This is a genomic window from Acinetobacter sp. ANC 4973, from assembly GCF_002135275.1.
GTDB classification, from domain to species: domain Bacteria; phylum Pseudomonadota; class Gammaproteobacteria; order Pseudomonadales; family Moraxellaceae; genus Acinetobacter; species Acinetobacter kyonggiensis.
In genome coordinates this window covers 283,738-301,137 of record NZ_NEGM01000002.1, presented here as the reverse complement: position 1 = coordinate 301,137, position 17,400 = coordinate 283,738, and the positions used below count along the sequence as shown (strand labels likewise).

Below are 17,400 nucleotides of genomic sequence, written 5' to 3'. Positions count from 1 at the left end.
AAATACTTTATCTATTCGCTAGTCACACGATTAACTTCTTGAAGAGAAGTTACCCCCTGCATGACTTTCATTAATCCTGAACGACGTAAATTATTAAACCCCGATTTTTCCGATGCTGCTGCAATTTCAAGTGCATTACCATCTTCCATAATAATTTTTGAAATTTCAGGTGTTACTTTCATTACTTCATAAATACCCACACGGCCTTTATAACCATCACGACATTCTGAACAGCCTACGGGTTGATAAACTTGAAAATCTGGATGTTTTAGATCGTCTTCTTTAAAACCCATTTCCAATAAACTTAGGTCTGGAATATCTGAAGGGATTTTACATTGTGGACATAAACGTCGAGCTAGACGTTGCGCAATAACTAAGTTTACAGAGGTTGCGATATTAAAGGAAGGTACGCCCATATTTCTTAAGCGCGTGAGTGTTTCAGGCGCACTGTTGGTATGTAGTGTGGACATCACCATATGTCCCGTCTGTGCGGCTTTAATGGCAATTTCTGCGGTTTCTAAATCTCGAATCTCACCGACCATCACAATATCTGGATCTTGGCGTAAAAATGATTTGAGGGCAGCAGAGAAGGTTAAGCCCACTTTAGCATTAACATTGACCTGATTAACTCCCTCTAGGTTAATTTCGACGGGATCTTCGGCTGTTGAAATATTGGTATCTTCACGGTTGAGAATATTTAAGCCGGTATATAAAGAAACCGTTTTACCCGAACCTGTGGGACCTGTAATCAGTAGCATGCCTTGAGGTTTGTCCAAAGCCTGCATAAACAATTCTTTTTGCGCAGGTTCATAACCAAGTGCATCAATCCCCAACATCGCACTCGATGGATCTAAAATACGCAGTACCAGTTTTTCACCAAAGAGGGTGGGCAATGAGTTGACACGGAAGTCGATGGCTTTACTTTTTGAAAGTTTAAGTTTAATTCGTCCATCTTGAGGTAAACGTTTTTCAGAAATGTCCATTTGGGACATGACTTTTAAACGCGACGCTAAACGTGTGGATAATTGCAAGGGTGGGGTTGCAATTTGACGTAGGACACCATCGACACGATAACGCACGCGATACATTTTTTCATACGGTTCAAAATGTAAGTCGGAAGCACCCATACGAATCGCATCAATCAGCAGCTTGTTGATGTATTTAACAATTGGGGCTTCATCTTGTTGTTGTTCGTTGTCATCATCATCTTTATTGCTGAGATCTTCTTGTTCTAGATTTAAATCGATATCATCATCAGAAAATTGAAAACTATCCGCTTCGGCAAAATTTTGTTCAATCAGTTTTTCTAGTTTTGGATGTTCAACAATAATTGCTTCAATATTCATTTTACTATTGAAGCGTATTGCATCCATGGCATCGATATTGGTTGGATTGCTGGTAGCGACGTAGAGTAAGTTACCACGTTTAAAAATCGGTAAAATACGATGTTTGGTAATCAGTTTTTCGTCAATGCCTTCACGGATAATCTGTGCAGAATCATAGGTGCTGAGATCAAAAAGCGGTTCGCCAAATTCTTGAGCGATTTTTTCAGCAATATCTAAGGACGAAATTTTTAATTGATCAATTAAAAAAGGAACAATATCTTGATTGGCTTTTTTGGCATTTAAGATTGCATTCTGCATATTTTCAGCAGAAATGAAGTCTTCTTCAACTAAACGTCGATTGAAACCGGTAAATCTAGGTGAACCTTTTAATGCTGTCATGCTTTAATATGCCTACTAAATCAATTTGTTTATAATTGGTATTTTTAAATTATACTTTTGTTATATAAAAATACCATATCTTAAAATGCTGTCATCTACTTAATATCACATAAAACTTTGAACCAGTCGTATTTACAAGATGAAGTTTTTTTTGAGAATGTTGTGATGTATGTTGAAAAATAAGTTTGGCATAAAAAAGCCATGCGAAAATTATCTAAAAAAGATTGAATTCCGTGTAGAATGTGCGCGGTTTAATGAATTGTTTTTAATAGGTTACTGTATGTCGGGTTCGGCTATTACTCCTTGGGTTGTCGGCAATTGGAAAATGAACCCAATGCAAGCAGATGCCAAAGAGCTGTTAAGTGGTTTTAAAAAATTATTGCAAAATAATGAAATTAAAGAAGAAAATTGTCATATCGGTATTGCACCTAGCATGCTAGCTTTGACCAGTGTTCAAGCGGAATTGGCAAGTTCAGTGCGTTCCATTTATACCGTTGCTCAGAATGTTTCTCGTATAGCGGGATTGGGTGCTTACACGGGTGAAGTGAGCGCAGAATTACTGAAAGATCATCATATTGATTTTGTACTGATTGGTCATTCTGAACGCCGTGAAATTTTTAATGAAACGTCGCAAATCCTGAATGAAAAAGTTAAAAATGCTTTAACTGCTGGATTAACCATTATTTATTGTGTGGGTGAAAGCCTAGAACAGCGTGAAAATGGTCAAGCAGAGCAGGTGGTATTGCAGCAAATCTGTGATATTGCTGCGGTGGTTCAAGCCGAACAATGGCAAAAGATTGTGATTGCATATGAACCGATTTGGGCAATCGGTACGGGCAAAACAGCTTCACCTGAAGATGCTCAAACGATGCATGCTAAAATTCGTGAAGGTTTAACTCAAATCACAGCGTTTGGTGCAAGCATGGCTATTCTGTATGGCGGTAGTGTTAAAGCCGAAAATGCAGTAGAGTTGGCGACCTGTCCAGATATTAATGGTGCGCTGGTGGGTGGTGCATCTCTAAATGCAGCGTCTTTTTATGAAATTGCTCAAGCTTTTGCAAATACAAAATAATTAGGAGTTCAGCATGCAAACTTTTGTGCTGGTGGTACATATTATCTTAGCCATTTTAATGATTGTATTGATTCTGGTACAACATGGTAAAGGTGCAGATGCTGGCGCATCATTTGGTGGCGGCGGTGCTGCCACTGTATTTGGTGCATCCGGTTCAGGTAACTTTTTAACGCGTTTGACTGCAGTTTTAACCGCGCTATTTTTTGTCACCAGTTTAACGCTAGCTGTATTTGCCAAAAAACAAACCACCGATGCTTATAGTTTAAAATCGGTACAAACAACCACGACTGCACCTGTGAATTCGAATGAAACTTCGCCAGTTGCACCGAAAACAGGCGAATAACCTGATTTAGTTCTTTCTTTTTGGACATGATCCGACTAGAATGCGACACAGCTGCGGTGGTGGTGGAATTGGTAGACACGCTACCTTGAGGTGGTAGTGCTTTCGGGCGTGGGGGTTCAAGTCCCCCCTTCCGCACCAACTTGTAATCCAGAACATAAGTTGGTGTGTGCAGCAAATCTGTTGATGCGGGATGGAGCAGTCTGGTAGCTCGTCGGGCTCATAACCCGAAGGTCGTTGGTTCAAATCCAGCTCCCGCTACCAATACTATTTAGATGCAAACTAAATAGGCGATTTAAAATAAATTTTAATCGTGATTGAATTTTTGCAGGTTGATGCGGGATGGAGCAGTCTGGTAGCTCGTCGGGCTCATAACCCGAAGGTCGTTGGTTCAAATCCAGCTCCCGCTACCATTTTTGATTAAGGTGCAACTTAATCAAGCAACCATTGAAGATTTTTTGATTGAAAATGTTCAGTGAATTGTATATAATTTTTGCACGTTGTTGCGGGATGGAGCAGTCTGGTAGCTCGTCGGGCTCATAACCCGAAGGTCGTTGGTTCAAATCCAGCTCCCGCTACCAAGTTTCTAAAAGGCTCACAAAAATGGTGGGCCTTTTTGCACAGTGGACTTTGGTTTTTCTGTGTACACAGGGGCGATTACGCCCTTTTTTATTGGCTATCGTGTAGTGTCGACATCCATTGGTCAAATTGTCATGTTTCACTACTAATATAGTTGAGTTAGTCTGAACCGGTCACAGCGACTATTGAATCGCACAACAATGACGAGAGTAAATGAAGCTATCAAATAAAACTCAAGCACTTCAAGACCTAATAACTCCTGCAGTGCAAGCTTGTAATGTAGATCTTTGGGGAATCGAATTTATTCCTCAAGGTAAACGTTCTTTATTGCGTATCTATATTGATAAAGCGAACGAAAATAACACGCAACCTGTCATGAATGAAGATGGTGAGCTTGAACAAGGTCAGGGTATTGGTGTACAAGACTGTGTTCGTGTAACCCAGCAAGTAGGTGCAACGCTTGACGTACATGATCCAATTTCTGGCGAATACTCACTTGAAGTATCTTCACCGGGTTGGGATCGTCCATTCTTCCAACTTCACCAGATGCCAGCTTATATTGGAAAGCAAATTGCTTTACGTCTGATTAGTGCCGTAGAAAACCGTCGTAAATTTCAAGCAAAACTGATTGCTGTTGATCTTGAGAATGAGATCATTCAAGTTGAAGTTGAAAATCAACACGTACTTGAAATAGACAGTCATAATATCGACAAATCAAATTTGATCTACCAAGATTAATTCATTCAATAAATAAGAATCTGAACGAATAGGTGACTTATGGCTCGTGAAATTCTTACCGTAGTAGAAACGGTTAGTAACGAAAAAGGTGTAAGTCGTGATGCAATTTTTGAAGCACTTGAACAAGCTTTAGTTGCTGCGACTAAAAAGAAATTTTACGAAGGCACACACGCAGAAGAAGCACGTTTACGTGTAGAAATTGATCGTAAAACTGGTGATTATCGTACTTTCCGTCAATGGGAAGTTGTTGCTGACGAAGATCATGAAATGCCTGCATGTCAGGATGCAATCTCTGATTTAGATCCTGAACAATGGTCTATTGGTGATATTCGTGAACTTGAAGTTGAATCGATTGATTTTGGTCGAATTGCTGCACAAATTGCGAAACAAGTCATTGTGCAAAAAATTCGTGAAGCTGAGCGTGCTTTAGTTGCGGATGCATACGAATCTAAAGTGGGCGAACTCATCTACGGTGAAGTGAAAAAACAAACCAAAGATGGCTTTATCATTGACTTGGGTGATAATGCTGAAGCATATCTTTCACGTGAAGAAATGATCCCGAAAGAAATTCTTCGTCCTAAACAACGTATGAACGCTATTCTATATAGCGTGAACCGTGAAGGTCGTGGTGCACAATTATTGTTGTCACGTGCGCGTCCTGAAATGCTAATGGCATTGATGAAGAAAGAGATTCCTGAAATTTCTGAAGAAATCATTGAAATTAAAGCCGCTGCCCGTCAACCGGGTGTTCGTGCTAAAATTGCTGTGAAAACCAACGATCATCGTATTGATCCTGTCGGTGCTTGTATTGGTATGCGTGGTACACGTATCCAAGCGGTACAATCAGAGTTAAATGGTGAGCGTATTGATGTTGTGGTGTGGTCTGACGATCCAGCACAGTACATTGCCAGTGCTCTAGAGCCTGCTGATGTATCGAGTATTGTGATTGATGAAGATGCACATACTGCTGATATCATTTTTGCAGCCACTGATCAATTGGCTCGTGCTATTGGCTCACAAGGTCAAAATGTCCGTTTAGCATCTGAATTAACAGGCTATAAACTGGATATGATGCTCGAAGAAGAGTTTTATGCGCGTCAACAAAATGAAGCTCAACAATATTTAGACATGTTTGTAAGTCGTTTAGATATTGAAGAAGATTTGGCAATGGCTTTGGTTGAAATGGGCTTTACTTCTTTGGAAGAGATTGCTTATGTTCCAGCTGAAACATTTGATGAAATTGAGTTAGATGCTGAAATTGTTGAATTATTGCAAAGCCGTGCAAAAGAAATTACATTGGCTGATGCATTAAAACAACAAGAAAACATCCAAGATCCAAGTGCAGAACTTGTTGCAATGGATGGGATGACGCAGGAAATCGCGTACGCACTTGCGGCTCGCGGTGTGGTAACAGTAGATGATTTGGCAGATCAAGCGACTGACGATATTGAAGATATTGAAGGTTTAGGTGCTGAAAAAGCAGGTCAACTCATCATGAAAGCGCGCGAATCATGGTTTAACTAGGAGGAAATATATGACGGACAAGTCGATTAAAGAGTTAGCTCTCAGCGTAGCACGTCCAGTTGAGAAGCTCCTAGAGCAGGTTCGTGACGCAGGTTTACCGCAACGTAAAGCTGAAGATATTATTTCCACTGAACAACAAAATACCCTCGTTAACCATTTGAAAAAAATTCATGGTCAAGACGATGGGCATGCAGGAAAAATCACGTTGAAACGTAAAACAACCAGTACGGCTAAAGTGGCAAGTACCTCAGGTAAGGCGAAAACAATTAACGTTGAAGTGCGTAAAAAGCATACGTTTGTTAAGCCAAATCCAGAACAAATTAAAGCAGAAGCTTTAGCGAAAGCAGAAGCGGAACAAAAATCACAGACTGAGCCTAAAGGTCGTGATCAAGCGCAACAAAATACAGCTCCGAATGTAGGTGGCGCTTCTAAAGCTTTAGAAGCAATGCGTGCTGCAGCTAAGCAAGAAACAGCGAAGCAAGAAGTACCTAAAGCGGCTGTTGTGGTGAAGCGTAAATCGACGAACAAACCAATTGTTAAGCAAGTGGTTAAAGTGACCGAAACCGCAGAGCAGAAGAAAGCGCGTGAAGCTCAGGCTGCACAATTAAAAGCAGTAGAAGAGGCGGCACGTCGTAAATCGGCTGAAGAAGGGCAACAGCGTACGCTTGAGCAGATGCGTCAAATGGCGTCTAAATACTCTGCTGAAGATACCACTGCAACGATTCGTGTGATTGATGATTCTCCACTTGCTGCTGGCCTTGTGGGTCAAGCATATGAAGATTCATTTGCGAAAGAAGACCGTGAAATTAAACGTGGTGGTAATACCACCAGTACACGTGCACCGAAGAAAGGTGGACGTCGTGGTCAGGAAGAGCAAAGCTTCAGTAAACAGCCTAAACGTGGTTTGAAAACCAGCCAAGCGAATAAGCATGGCTTCGAAAAACCAGTTAAAAAGCAAGTTTACGATGTTGAAATTGGCTCTACGATTGTTGTTGCTGATCTTGCAGCGAAAATGGCGATTAAAGTTCGTGAAGTTATCAAATCACTCATGAAAATGGGTGAGCTTGTGACACAGAACCAAGCGATTGAGCAAGAAATTGCAGCGCTCGTGGTTGAAGAAATGGGTCATAATCCAGTTCTAGTATCGGATACACAAGCTGAAGATAACTTACTTGAAGCTGCTGAAGAAGCGCGTGGCGTTCAAACCACTCGTGCTCCTGTTGTTACGATCATGGGCCACGTTGACCATGGTAAGACATCACTTCTAGACCGTATCCGTCGTACTAAAGTAGCAGCGGGTGAGGCTGGTGGTATTACACAGCATATCGGTGCTTATCACGTTGAAACTGAGAAAGGGATTATTACCTTCCTTGATACACCGGGACATGCGGCGTTTACTTCAATGCGTTCACGTGGTGCGAAAGCGACTGATATCGTGGTACTTGTTGTTGCAGCTGATGATGGTGTAATGCCACAAACAGCTGAAGCAATTGATCATGCACGTGCTGCGGGTACGCCAATCATTGTTGCCATCAACAAAATGGACAAAGAATCTGCTGATCCAGATCGTGTATTAAATGAATTGACGGTTAAAGAAATTGTGCCTGAACAGTGGGGCGGTGATGTTCCTGTTGCCATGGTTTCTGCACATTCGGGTCAAGGTATTGATGATCTTCTCGACCTTATTTTAATTCAATCTGAACTTCTTGAATTGAAAGCGTCTGAAGAAGGTGCTGCACAAGGTGTTGTAATTGAAGCGCGTGTTGATAAAGACCGTGGTGCTGTTGCTTCTATTCTTGTACAAAACGGTACATTGAAAGTCGGTGATCTTGTTCTTGCTGGTGGTTCTTACGGTCGTGTTCGTGCGATGGTGGATGAAAACGGTAAACGTATTCAATCAGCAGGTCCTTCAATCCCAGTTGAGATTTTAGGTCTTCCTGAAGCACCAATGGCGGGTGATGAAGTTCTTGTTGTAAATGATGAGAAGAAAGCGCGTGAAGTTGCTGATGCTCGTCTTTCACGTGAACGTGAACAACGTCTTGAGCGTCAAAGTGCAATGCGTCTTGAAAACATCATGGCATCTATGGGCAAGAAAGATGTGCCTTATGTCAATGTGGTGCTGAAAACTGATGTACGTGGTACGTTAGAAGCATTGACTGTTGCTTTGCAAGCATTGGCAACGGATGAAGTTCGTGTTCGTGTCATTGGTTCAGGTGTGGGTGCAATTACCGAGTCTGACGTTACCCTTGCTGAATCGTCTGAAGCTGTACTTCTAGGCTTTAACGTCCGTGCTGATAATACTGCGCGTCAAAAAGCCGATGCAGATGGTATCGACATTCGTTACTACAGCATCATTTATGAATTGATTGATGATGTGAAAGCAGCAATGAGCGGTAAGCTTGCGCCTGAGCATCGTGAAACGATTCTGGGTGTAGCTCAAGTACGTGAAGTGTTCCACTCAAGTAAATTTGGTGCGGCTGCGGGCTGTATGGTACTTGAAGGCATGTTACACCGTAATAAACCGATTCGCGTATTACGCGATGACGTGGTGGTATTCCAAGGTGAGCTTGAATCTCTTCGTCGCTATAAAGAAGTGGTTGAAGAAGTTCGTGCTGGTATGGAATGTGGTCTTGCCGTGAAAGGTTATAAAGACATCAAAGTACTCGATAAAATCGAAGTTTATGATGTTCAATTGATTAAACGGAGTCTTTAATGGCGGGTAGTCAACGTCTTAAGCGAATGGCGGATACGGTACAACGTGAGTTGTCAGAATTGATCCGTCAAGAACTGAAAGATCCACGCTTAGGTGGTCTAGTGACCATCTCTGCGGTGAAAGTCAGCGCAGATTTAGGCTATGCAGAAGTTTACGTCACCGTAATGGGACGTGAACTGGGCGATGATCAAAGTGAAGCGGCAAATAAAGAAACTTTAGCAGTATTAAATGGTGCTTCTGGTTTCTTGCGTCACGAATTAGGTCGTCGTATCAAGACACGTATTACGCCAAGATTGCGTTTTCATTATGATAAAACCAATGCATATGGTAACTATATGTTTGGTTTGATTGCTGAAGCAGTGAAGGATTTACCTCCTGAAGAAGCAAAAAAAGATGATGAATAATTAATATAACGTAAGTTATATGCAAAAAAGCCACCTTCGGGTGGCTTTTTTTATGGATGTGTTCTGTCCTGAAATAAGTTGCAATATAGGAGACCTATTTTATGCAACACAAACAAGCTTAAAGCATGGAGCGTATACAACGAAATTATTCAATAATGATTTTGGGTAAAGTTGAGAAAGGTGCAGTACTTGACCGAGAAGCTCAGAATCTTGTTGATATTAAATCATTAAATTTGTTTAAAGATGATCAAGTTTACACTGCTTTAATGCATGTGCTGTAGATGCTGAGCGATGGATTGATTTGAATGATAAAAGGAGCCGAAGCTCCTAAAGGATGAAGACTATTTTTTCTGATATTGGCGGCGAACTCGAGAACGTTGCCAAGGGAGTGGGCGGTCTAAACTTTCAGGTACTTCACCACTGGTTGAGCGTAAACGTAAATGCAGAGCTGCTTGTGCCATCAGATTGGCCGATACTGGTGCTGTGATAAAGGCGAATAAGGTAATGAGTATTTCAGCAAAACCAAAACGGCCATTAAAGGCAGCAAAAATAATGGCAGCAATTAAAAAACTACCCAGACCTAAAGTACTTGATTTGGTTGGTGCATGTAGACGCATAAATAAATCGGGGAGGCGTACCATGCCAATTCCACCCACCAGCGTAAAGAAAGCACCAATCAATAAAAAAATTGAAACCAGAATTTCCATAACAAGTTGCATTATTTTTACTCCTAATCCACGACATGACCAGTGGTAAAGTAGCGGGCGAGGGCTGCTGTTGAGACAAAACCAAGCATGGCAACCAAGAGTGCCCCCTCAAAAAATGAGGTGCTTGCCCAATAAATACCCAAAATGACAATTAAACAGGTGGCATTGAGAAAAAGAGTATCCAGAGCCAAAAGTCGATCAACAATAGAGGGACCGATGACTAAACGAATTAGGCAAAGGAACATTGAAATGGTGATGGCAACCATACATATGCCCAGCGTATAAGGCAAAATGCTCATGCGTTGTCTCCTGATTCCACATTAAAAATCATCATCAGTGCTTTTTCATAACGAGTTTTAATATCTTGAATGTCAATTTCTATATTATCACTGCTTAATGCATGAACTAAAATATCACCACGGTCTTGGTCAATCCCAGCCGTGACCGTACCGGGGGTTGTGGTAATAATCAGGGCAAGTAAAACATTGACTTGTTCATGTTGGGAGTCTAATGGTACTCGAAACCATTTCGGATGCAGTTTATGCGTAGGCCCAAGAACCAATTTAGCCACTTTAATATTGCAAATAATGATGTCCCAGAGCACCACAAAAAACAATTTGAATGCCAATAGCCAGTTGATATTCGGTGTACGGGTAGTAAAGGGGTTGACTAAGCGCGGAATAAAAATTCCGAGCATGAAAGCCATCAGTAATGTTGCTGGGTCAATACTATGCGCAAGCATGATCCAGCTTAAAGCCACAATGACAGAAACAAATGGATGGGGTAGCCAGTTTTCCAAAAACGATGTTTTTTGCATGGTTAAGGCTCCATAGGTTTCAGTTTGGCATCATCTGGATGGGCCGGTTCTTGTACGATTTGTTGATTGATTTGGCGTTGTTTATATTCTGAAATATGCTCACCGTTTAAAGTATTTTCAGAAATAACATAAGGAATGAGATGCGCATTTGGATCAACCGTTTCACCGCCATATTTGGTTTCAGGTAAATTTTCTGGATCATACGGTTGTACGCTGATGACCTGATTTAGATGATCCCTTTTCAAAATTCTGCTTTCGTATAAGGCATTATTTTGTATTTGTTCAGCCGTTTTAAACATATATTGCTGAATTGGGCTGGCATAAACCATATACAGAATTAAAGCTGAAAGCAGTAAATAGATGGTTTTGTCATTTCGAGCAGGTGCTTGATCTGGCAAGGCTTGATAGGCCTTATATTCTGCCGAATTTGGATTGTCTTCGGGTTGTGTGGCACGCCAGAACAGTACAAAACCGATGCGGGTAAAGGCAATAATACTGAGTAAGCTGACAATTAACACTACAATAATAATCAGTAATTGATATGGTGAATGTGAGGTGGCTTGTAAGATAAAGACTTTACCTAAGAAGCCACTAAATGGAGGCAAGCCTGCCATCATTAAAGCAATTAAAAAGAAGGTTAATGAAACGACTTTTTGTTGTTTCATGTGTGGCGCAACTTTGAAATGGTCTTTAAATGCACCACGTTGCGAGGTAATCCAGCCAGAGAGCAAATAAAATGCAGCAGCAATCAGGGTACTATGCACTAAATAATACAGTGCTGCTGCCCATGCCAAGGTATTAAACAGCGAAATGGCGATTAAGATCGTGCCAATAGATGACAGAATCATAAATCCGACGAAGCGGCGCAGTCGTTCTGCGCCAATTGCGCCAATCACGCCATAGACTGAAGTAATGAGGCCAATTGGCAATAACCAAGACACCAAAATGCTTTGACTTAAATGATCGTCAAATACTGTGCCATTAATCCGTAAAATGGCATAGATCCCCACTTTGGTCATAATGGTAAAAATCGCAGCAACAGGTGTTGTGGCAACGGCATAGGTTTTAGGCAGCCAGAAACCAACAGGCAGCATCGCGGCTTTAATACCAAAAACCACAAAGAGTAATAAGCCACCAGCCACAGCAAGTTTATGTTGGTCAGGTTCTAAAAGTGGGATTAGGCGTGCGACATCGGCCATATTTAGGCTGCCGACACTGCCATAAATGATGCCGAGGCCAATCAGAAAGAGCGCAGAAGCCAATAAGTTAATGGTGACGTAATGAATGCCCAGTTGAAAACGTGCTTTGCCTTGTCCGTGTAAAAGTAATACATAGGATGCCATCAACAGGATTTCAAAGAACACAAATAAGTTGAATAAGTCACCTGTCAGAAATGCACCGCATAGACCCATCAATAAGAAATGGAACATGGCATGGAAATAACGGCCACGGGTATCCCACTCATGGCTTGCATACCATAAAACAGCGGTTGCTAGGGCATACGTGAGGACGACCATCAGTGCAGAAAGTTGGTCTAGCACCAAAACAATTCCGAATGGCGCAGCCCATTCACCTAAATTGTAAACACTGATTTGCCCACTACTGGCAGAGATTAAATAAAGAATAGCCGTGGCTAAACCTAAAATTGAAGAAATGTAACTAATGCCACGACGCCAAGGTTGGCGCCAATCGTGTGCTAATGAGCCAGCGCCTGGATTACCAAGTAACACCAATAAAAAAGCAGTAAAAGCTGGAATTAAAATGCTAAAAATTGGGGTATGTTCAGTCCAGAATTGGATGACAGCATTCATTAAGGCTCATCCTCACGTGGGTCAATAGGAATAATATCTTCTTTCGAGTCGACGTGATCGGTTCCTGTTTCATAACGACTGCGTAGCGCAAGTTGCACAATAAAAGCAGTGGTTGCAAAACCAATCACAATCGCAGTGAGCACTAAAGCTTGGGGCAGGGGATCGGTTACCTTGCTGGTTTCGGTGAGTACCGCGGGTGCATTAATTTGCAGACGACCCATCGCAAAAAGAAATAAGTTGACGGCATAGCCAATCATTGCCAAACCGAGTACCACAGGAAAAGTACGTGCCCGTAGAATTAAATAAATTCCCGTTGCTGTAAGTAGCCCAATGGCAGAGGCAAGTAAAAATTCTAAGCTGATCATTTTATTCCCCCTTCGGTACAATTGGACCAGTCATGCTGGAGTGACGCGAGTCACCTAATACTGAAATCAACAGCATGGTTGCACCAACGACCGTGATATAAACCCCAAGATCAAAGAGCGCAGCGGAGGGAAGGTGCATTTCACCTAAAAGAGGTGGAGAGACATAAATATGCGCACTGGTCAGGAACGGACGTTCCCAGAACCAAGCACCTAAGCCTGTGAGTCCTGCAATGACTAAGCCTGAACCAATCCAAATTTCATATAAACGTCCTGATTTGGCTTTTAACATTTGCTCAGCTTGATCTTGACCCAGTGCAATGTATTGAATGACCAAAGCCAATGAAGTAATTAAACCCGCAATAAATCCACCGCCTGGTAAGTTATGCCCACGTAGGAAGATATACAAACTTACCACCAATGCTAAAGGTAAAATCCATGAAGCAGTAATACGGAACATCAATGGTGATGGATTAAAACGGTAGGTTAAACCTTGGGTAATGGTGGTGCCATGCGCACGCATGCCATCCATTAAACAAAGGGCACCAATCGCAGCAATACCCAGTACGGTAATCTCTCCAAAGGTATCGAAACCACGGAAGTCGACTAAAATGACATTGACCACATTGCTTCCACCCCCCAAAGGAATGGATTGCTGGATGAAGAACCATGAAATTGAATTATGGTCACGGGTTAAAATCAACCAAGCAATCCAACCAATGCCGAGTCCACCGCCAATCGCAATGAGGGCATCGCGCCAACGACGTGATCCACTCGACTCATAAGGGGTGAGTTGTGGCAATAAAGACAAGCTCATCAACAGCAAAACGGTGGTGACGACATCGACCGTAATTTGCGTTAAAGCAAGGTCAGGTGCAGACAATGTTACGAATACCATTGTGACCACTAAGCCTATTGCACCACTAATCAGCACGGCTTTAATGCGTTCATGGTGGAACCACAACATCATCCAGCAGGCAGAGAACAAGAGTAACCACAGTACAATTGCAACGGCAGGGGCATGGGTAAGTTCACGGCTACCAGTAGTTAAACCTTGATTGATTAATGGCATGGCAACCAATGCAATAGTAAAAGCCACGATCCAGATTAAATAACTTTGTAGTGAACCATTTTCAGTTTTACGTTTGAACTGGCGTGATTTCAGCAAGAGATGTTTTAAAAATAAATCAAATAAGATGCGACCTTGAAATTTACCCAGCATTGGATCAAGGTTAATCTCACGAATGGTTCCACCTTTGGCCAGAGCAAAGTAAAAGCACAGTCCACCTAACAGTGCGATTGTACTCATCAGTAAGGGCAGGTTAAAACCATGCCAAAGGGCAAGATGAGTACCTGCAAAATTCGGTAATTGTGTGCTGGCACGTGTGGTTGAATTAACAATATTTTCAACCAAGAGGGCAGGGAGAAGCCCAACTAAAATACATAAAATCGCCAGAAAAGTTGCAGGTGCTCGCATGCCAAAAGCAGGCTCATGTGCGTCTTTATTGGGAACAGCTTTGCCTAAAGGGCCATCAAAGAATACGCCATGAACCAGTCGCACTGAATAAGTAACCGCAAAGATACCTGCTAAGGTTGCCACAATCGCCGAGCCAATCAGTACTGGACCAGAGAGGTTGGCGAGTAGTTCAGTAAAGAACATTTCTTTGGATAAAAAACCATTGGTCAGTGGTACACCCGCCATTGAGGCAGCAGTGATCATGGTTAAGGTGGCAGTGAACGGAAGTAATTGCCAAATCCCACTGAGTTTACGCAAATCACGTGTCCCTGTTTCATGATCAATAATACCGGCAATCATGAATAGGGCAGCTTTAAACGTCGCATGGTTAATAATATGGAAGATGGCTGCGGCAACAGCAAGAGGAGAGCCAATCCCCAATAAGCAGACAATTAAACCTAAATGACTAATGGTGGAATACGCCAGTAAACCTTTTAAATCTTCTTTGAAAATGGCAAAAAAGGCAGCCATACACAGCGTAAATAGGCCTACGAAAGTCACAATGTTGTGATATAGCGCAGCACCGACAAAAATAGGGGAGAGTCTTGCTAACAGGAAAATACCTGCTTTGACCATGGTTGCAGAGTGTAGATAGGCCGATACAGGCGTAGGTGCTGCCATGGCATTCGGCAGCCAAAAATGGAACGGAAACTGTGCACTTTTGGTAAATGCACCCATTAAAATGAGCAGTAAAGTGGGTACAAATAGCGAATGACTTTGAATTTTCTCAGTCATGGTAAGAATTTGGTCTATTTGATAAGTGCCCGTTATTTGACCTAACAAAATGAAACCACCCAACATGGCTAAACCGCCCATGCCTGTAATGGTCAGTGCCATACGTGAGCCGCGCTGTGCGGCTTCATAATTACTCCAATAACCCACCAGCAGAAAAGAAGAAATACTGGTCAGCTCCCAAAAAACGAGCAGCAAAATTAAATTATTGGATAAAGAGATACCCAGCATGGCGGCCATGAATAACATGAGCAATACATACAGCTTACTCAGGGAATTCTTAGGACTTAAATAATAATAAGCGTAGATATAAATGAGTGTGCCGATACCACTAATCAGCAAACAAAATAACAAACCTAAAGCATCCAAACGGAAACTTAAGTTGATGCCTAGCTGAGGTAACCATGACCAACTTTGCGTGATTGTTGCACCATTGAAAACATCTTTTGCTTGAGTCAGTAATAAGATGAGGCTGCTTAGACTGACCCCAATCGCCCCTAAGGCCGTTACCCCGCGCGAAAATTTTTTCAGCCACGAGACAAGTGTAGTGCCCAATACTAAGGGTAACAATATAATAATCGGTAGCACACTCATATCCATTGTCGTGAATTAGGTTGATAAAAACCTAAGGGTGAATGTTATCTTTCAAGGACTACAGGATCACAAAGAGCAATCCAAACGTTTAAATCTTGAAAGCCAATCGGAGTTAAAAATATTGAAAACAAGCTGTGTTGCGCAACTTGTAAAAAGTAATAGTAAAATCGGATTTTACTATAAAACTTTACATATCCCTGATCTTATTACATGAATAAAACAACATCAATTAGTTTTGCGCATACGTAACATATTATCTACCCGTCTATGCAATCTGGGCGTAGCATGTTTCAAACTGATGAAAAACTGAGTACTCAATATTTTTACCGATTAAACTTTTTTGCATGCAATTTAAGCGGTTAAGTTTGTATTATGGCAAGGGCTGATGTGAAGAGGTGCCATCTTGTGCATTCATTAAACCCAGTAACTCATTTTGCTGTTCTAAGTTTAAATGCTGTTGAATGTGTTGCCATAGGCTTTGTGGCGTAATGCTGTCTAATACGGGTTCAAGCAAACAATCAGTTTCCATCACTTCATCATTAAACACCAAGTTTTCATAAATACGATCAAATTTGTCCTGTAATGGTTGTAGCTGTATCTCAAAAATTTTTTTATTTTCAATTTTCAAGCATTGATACTCGGTTGCATGTTCGAGTAATTCACTACGATTACCTGTGGCAATAATTTGTAGTCGCGGAAAAGCTTGATGCAAGCGTGGTAAAATCACTTGAGCAGTATTTTGATCCAGTTGATGATCAATCGCATCAATAAGTAAAATACCGTCGCCTTCAAGGCAGGGATATAAACTATTCGGATTGAGTACGCATAAACGCCGCACAATATCACCCACCAATGCAATCCAATTTTTCACGCTATTCGAAAGTTGTTGATAGAGCATATTTTTGCCTTGATAACGAACCATCAATTGTAATTTCGGTTGGTACTGCACAAAAATATCGTCTAAAGCAGGAATGACCGTCGTTAAAGCTTGTTTTAACGCATCTAAATGAGGGCTATGCATCTGCTTTTGTGCATGAAATAATTGCTGTAGAAAGTCAGTTTCTTTGTTTTTCTGAACAGATGGATCGGAGAGCAGTTGTTGAAACAGTTGTGCGATCTGTGCATTTTCAATATCACTCACTTCACGCAACCACTCAAAAAAACGGCTAAAAGTGGTAAAAGGAATCGCTGAAACTTCATAAGCATGTGCGCTTTGAAAAATGAGTGGATTGTTCTTACTTAGAATATTCATTTCATTGACAAAGCGTTCTGCCGGGTAATAGGCAATTAAGGGCAAGCCTTGGAGTTGATCATGCTGGATGGCATTTTGATACAGTTCGATTAAGTTTTCTAATTGTTGAGTTTCTGCTTTACTGCTGCCAATACCCTGACTATTTAAGGTTTTATACAGTTGCCAATCGCAATAACCAAGTGCTTTATCTGGTACTTCACTGGATTCATTCAAAGTACCAATATCATTGGGGATCTGCACCCGAATATCAATTTTGGATTGTAAACGGTTCAGCATAATGTCTTGATCAAGCATCACCACACCCGCAGCACGTAAGTCTTTATAACGCGCTGCAAACCACGTTAAGGCTTGATAAGTGAATCTTAAAATGGTGGTTTTGCCAGTACCTTGATCACCCATAATCAAGGTGATGGGTTTCTCATTAAATTTCAGCTTGAGATCGGCAAAATGAAGGGTATGTTTGAGTTGAATAGCATCGATTTTCATAGAATACCTACATTGCACAATAAGCTGAA

14 protein-coding genes and 4 tRNA genes are annotated in these 17,400 nt (G+C 41.5%); 10 read left to right on the top strand and 8 right to left on the bottom strand.

The features are described from left to right. Positions 1-11: 11 nt before the first annotated feature. Complete coding sequence (gene pilB, locus B9T30_RS04380; protein WP_086183932.1) at positions 12-1,724, bottom strand: type IV-A pilus assembly ATPase PilB; 1,713 nt, start codon at positions 1,722-1,724, stop codon at positions 12-14. A 280-nt stretch (positions 1,725-2,004) separates the two neighbouring features. On the opposite strand from pilB, the gene tpiA reads away from it, so the two are divergent. From tpiA to B9T30_RS04330, 10 genes are all read left to right on the top strand, one after another. After that, entirely contained in the window at positions 2,005-2,796 is a 792-nt protein-coding gene (gene tpiA, locus B9T30_RS04375; protein WP_086183931.1) for a triose-phosphate isomerase, read from the top strand. A 13-nt stretch (positions 2,797-2,809) separates the two neighbouring features. After that, on the top strand, positions 2,810-3,139 hold the full coding sequence (gene secG, locus B9T30_RS04370) for a preprotein translocase subunit SecG (RefSeq protein WP_004650022.1): 330 nt from the start codon (positions 2,810-2,812) through the stop codon (positions 3,137-3,139). A 53-nt stretch (positions 3,140-3,192) separates the two neighbouring features. Beyond that, a tRNA-Leu gene (locus B9T30_RS04365) sits at positions 3,193-3,277 on the top strand. Between the two features lie 46 nt (positions 3,278-3,323). Continuing rightward, positions 3,324-3,400: transfer RNA gene (locus B9T30_RS04360), tRNA-Met, on the top strand. Positions 3,401-3,472: 72 nt separating this feature from the next. Next, positions 3,473-3,549 (top strand) — tRNA-Met (locus B9T30_RS04355). 91 nt (positions 3,550-3,640) lie between these two features. Further along, positions 3,641-3,717, top strand: a tRNA-Met gene (locus B9T30_RS04350). Positions 3,718-3,928: 211 nt separating this feature from the next. Beyond that, the gene (gene rimP / locus B9T30_RS04345) at positions 3,929-4,453 is read left to right on the top strand and encodes a ribosome maturation factor RimP (protein ID WP_086183930.1); all 525 of its coding nucleotides are present in this window, start codon (positions 3,929-3,931) and stop codon (positions 4,451-4,453) included. Between the two features lie 39 nt (positions 4,454-4,492). Next, a complete protein-coding gene (nusA, locus tag B9T30_RS04340; protein ID WP_004650020.1) occupies positions 4,493-5,977 on the top strand; it encodes a transcription termination factor NusA in 1,485 nt (494 codons plus the stop codon). A gap of 10 nt (positions 5,978-5,987) precedes the next feature. Next, on the top strand, positions 5,988-8,690 hold the full coding sequence (infB, locus tag B9T30_RS04335) for a translation initiation factor IF-2 (protein ID WP_086183929.1): 2,703 nt from the start codon (positions 5,988-5,990) through the stop codon (positions 8,688-8,690). Next, entirely contained in the window at positions 8,690-9,094 is a 405-nt protein-coding gene (locus tag B9T30_RS04330) for a ribosome-binding factor A (RefSeq protein WP_004650018.1), read from the top strand. The genes infB and B9T30_RS04330 overlap by 1 nt, the downstream gene beginning before the upstream one ends. A gap of 341 nt (positions 9,095-9,435) precedes the next feature. Here the strand turns inward: B9T30_RS04330 and B9T30_RS04325 are convergent, their stop codons facing one another. The 7 genes from B9T30_RS04325 to B9T30_RS04295 all read right to left on the bottom strand — a co-directional run bounded on the left by B9T30_RS04325 (position 9,436) and on the right by B9T30_RS04295 (position 17,371). After that, positions 9,436-9,813, bottom strand: a complete 378-nt coding sequence (locus B9T30_RS04325; protein ID WP_086183928.1) for a Na+/H+ antiporter subunit G — start codon at positions 9,811-9,813, stop codon at positions 9,436-9,438. Positions 9,814-9,824: 11 nt separating this feature from the next. Next, positions 9,825-10,100, bottom strand: a complete 276-nt coding sequence (locus B9T30_RS04320; RefSeq protein WP_074943837.1) for a monovalent cation/H+ antiporter subunit F — start codon at positions 10,098-10,100, stop codon at positions 9,825-9,827. Beyond that, positions 10,097-10,618 carry a Na+/H+ antiporter subunit E gene (locus tag B9T30_RS04315; protein WP_086183927.1) on the bottom strand — a complete coding sequence of 174 codons (522 nt, stop codon included), beginning with the start codon at positions 10,616-10,618 and terminating at the stop codon, positions 10,097-10,099. The genes B9T30_RS04320 and B9T30_RS04315 overlap by 4 nt, the downstream gene beginning before the upstream one ends. A 2-nt stretch (positions 10,619-10,620) precedes the next feature. After that, a complete protein-coding gene (locus B9T30_RS04310; RefSeq protein ID WP_086183926.1) occupies positions 10,621-12,429 on the bottom strand; it encodes a monovalent cation/H+ antiporter subunit D in 1,809 nt (602 codons plus the stop codon). Then, complete coding sequence (locus tag B9T30_RS04305; RefSeq protein ID WP_074943831.1) at positions 12,429-12,794, bottom strand: Na+/H+ antiporter subunit C; 366 nt, start codon at positions 12,792-12,794, stop codon at positions 12,429-12,431. The genes B9T30_RS04310 and B9T30_RS04305 overlap by 1 nt, the downstream gene beginning before the upstream one ends. A 1-nt stretch (position 12,795) precedes the next feature. Continuing rightward, a complete protein-coding gene (locus B9T30_RS04300; RefSeq protein WP_086183925.1) occupies positions 12,796-15,639 on the bottom strand; it encodes a monovalent cation/H+ antiporter subunit A in 2,844 nt (947 codons plus the stop codon). A 364-nt stretch (positions 15,640-16,003) separates the two neighbouring features. Continuing rightward, positions 16,004-17,371 (bottom strand): AAA family ATPase, encoded by a 1,368-nt coding sequence (locus B9T30_RS04295; protein ID WP_086183924.1) that lies wholly within the window; start codon positions 17,369-17,371, stop codon positions 16,004-16,006. Positions 17,372-17,400: the final 29 nt, after the last annotated feature.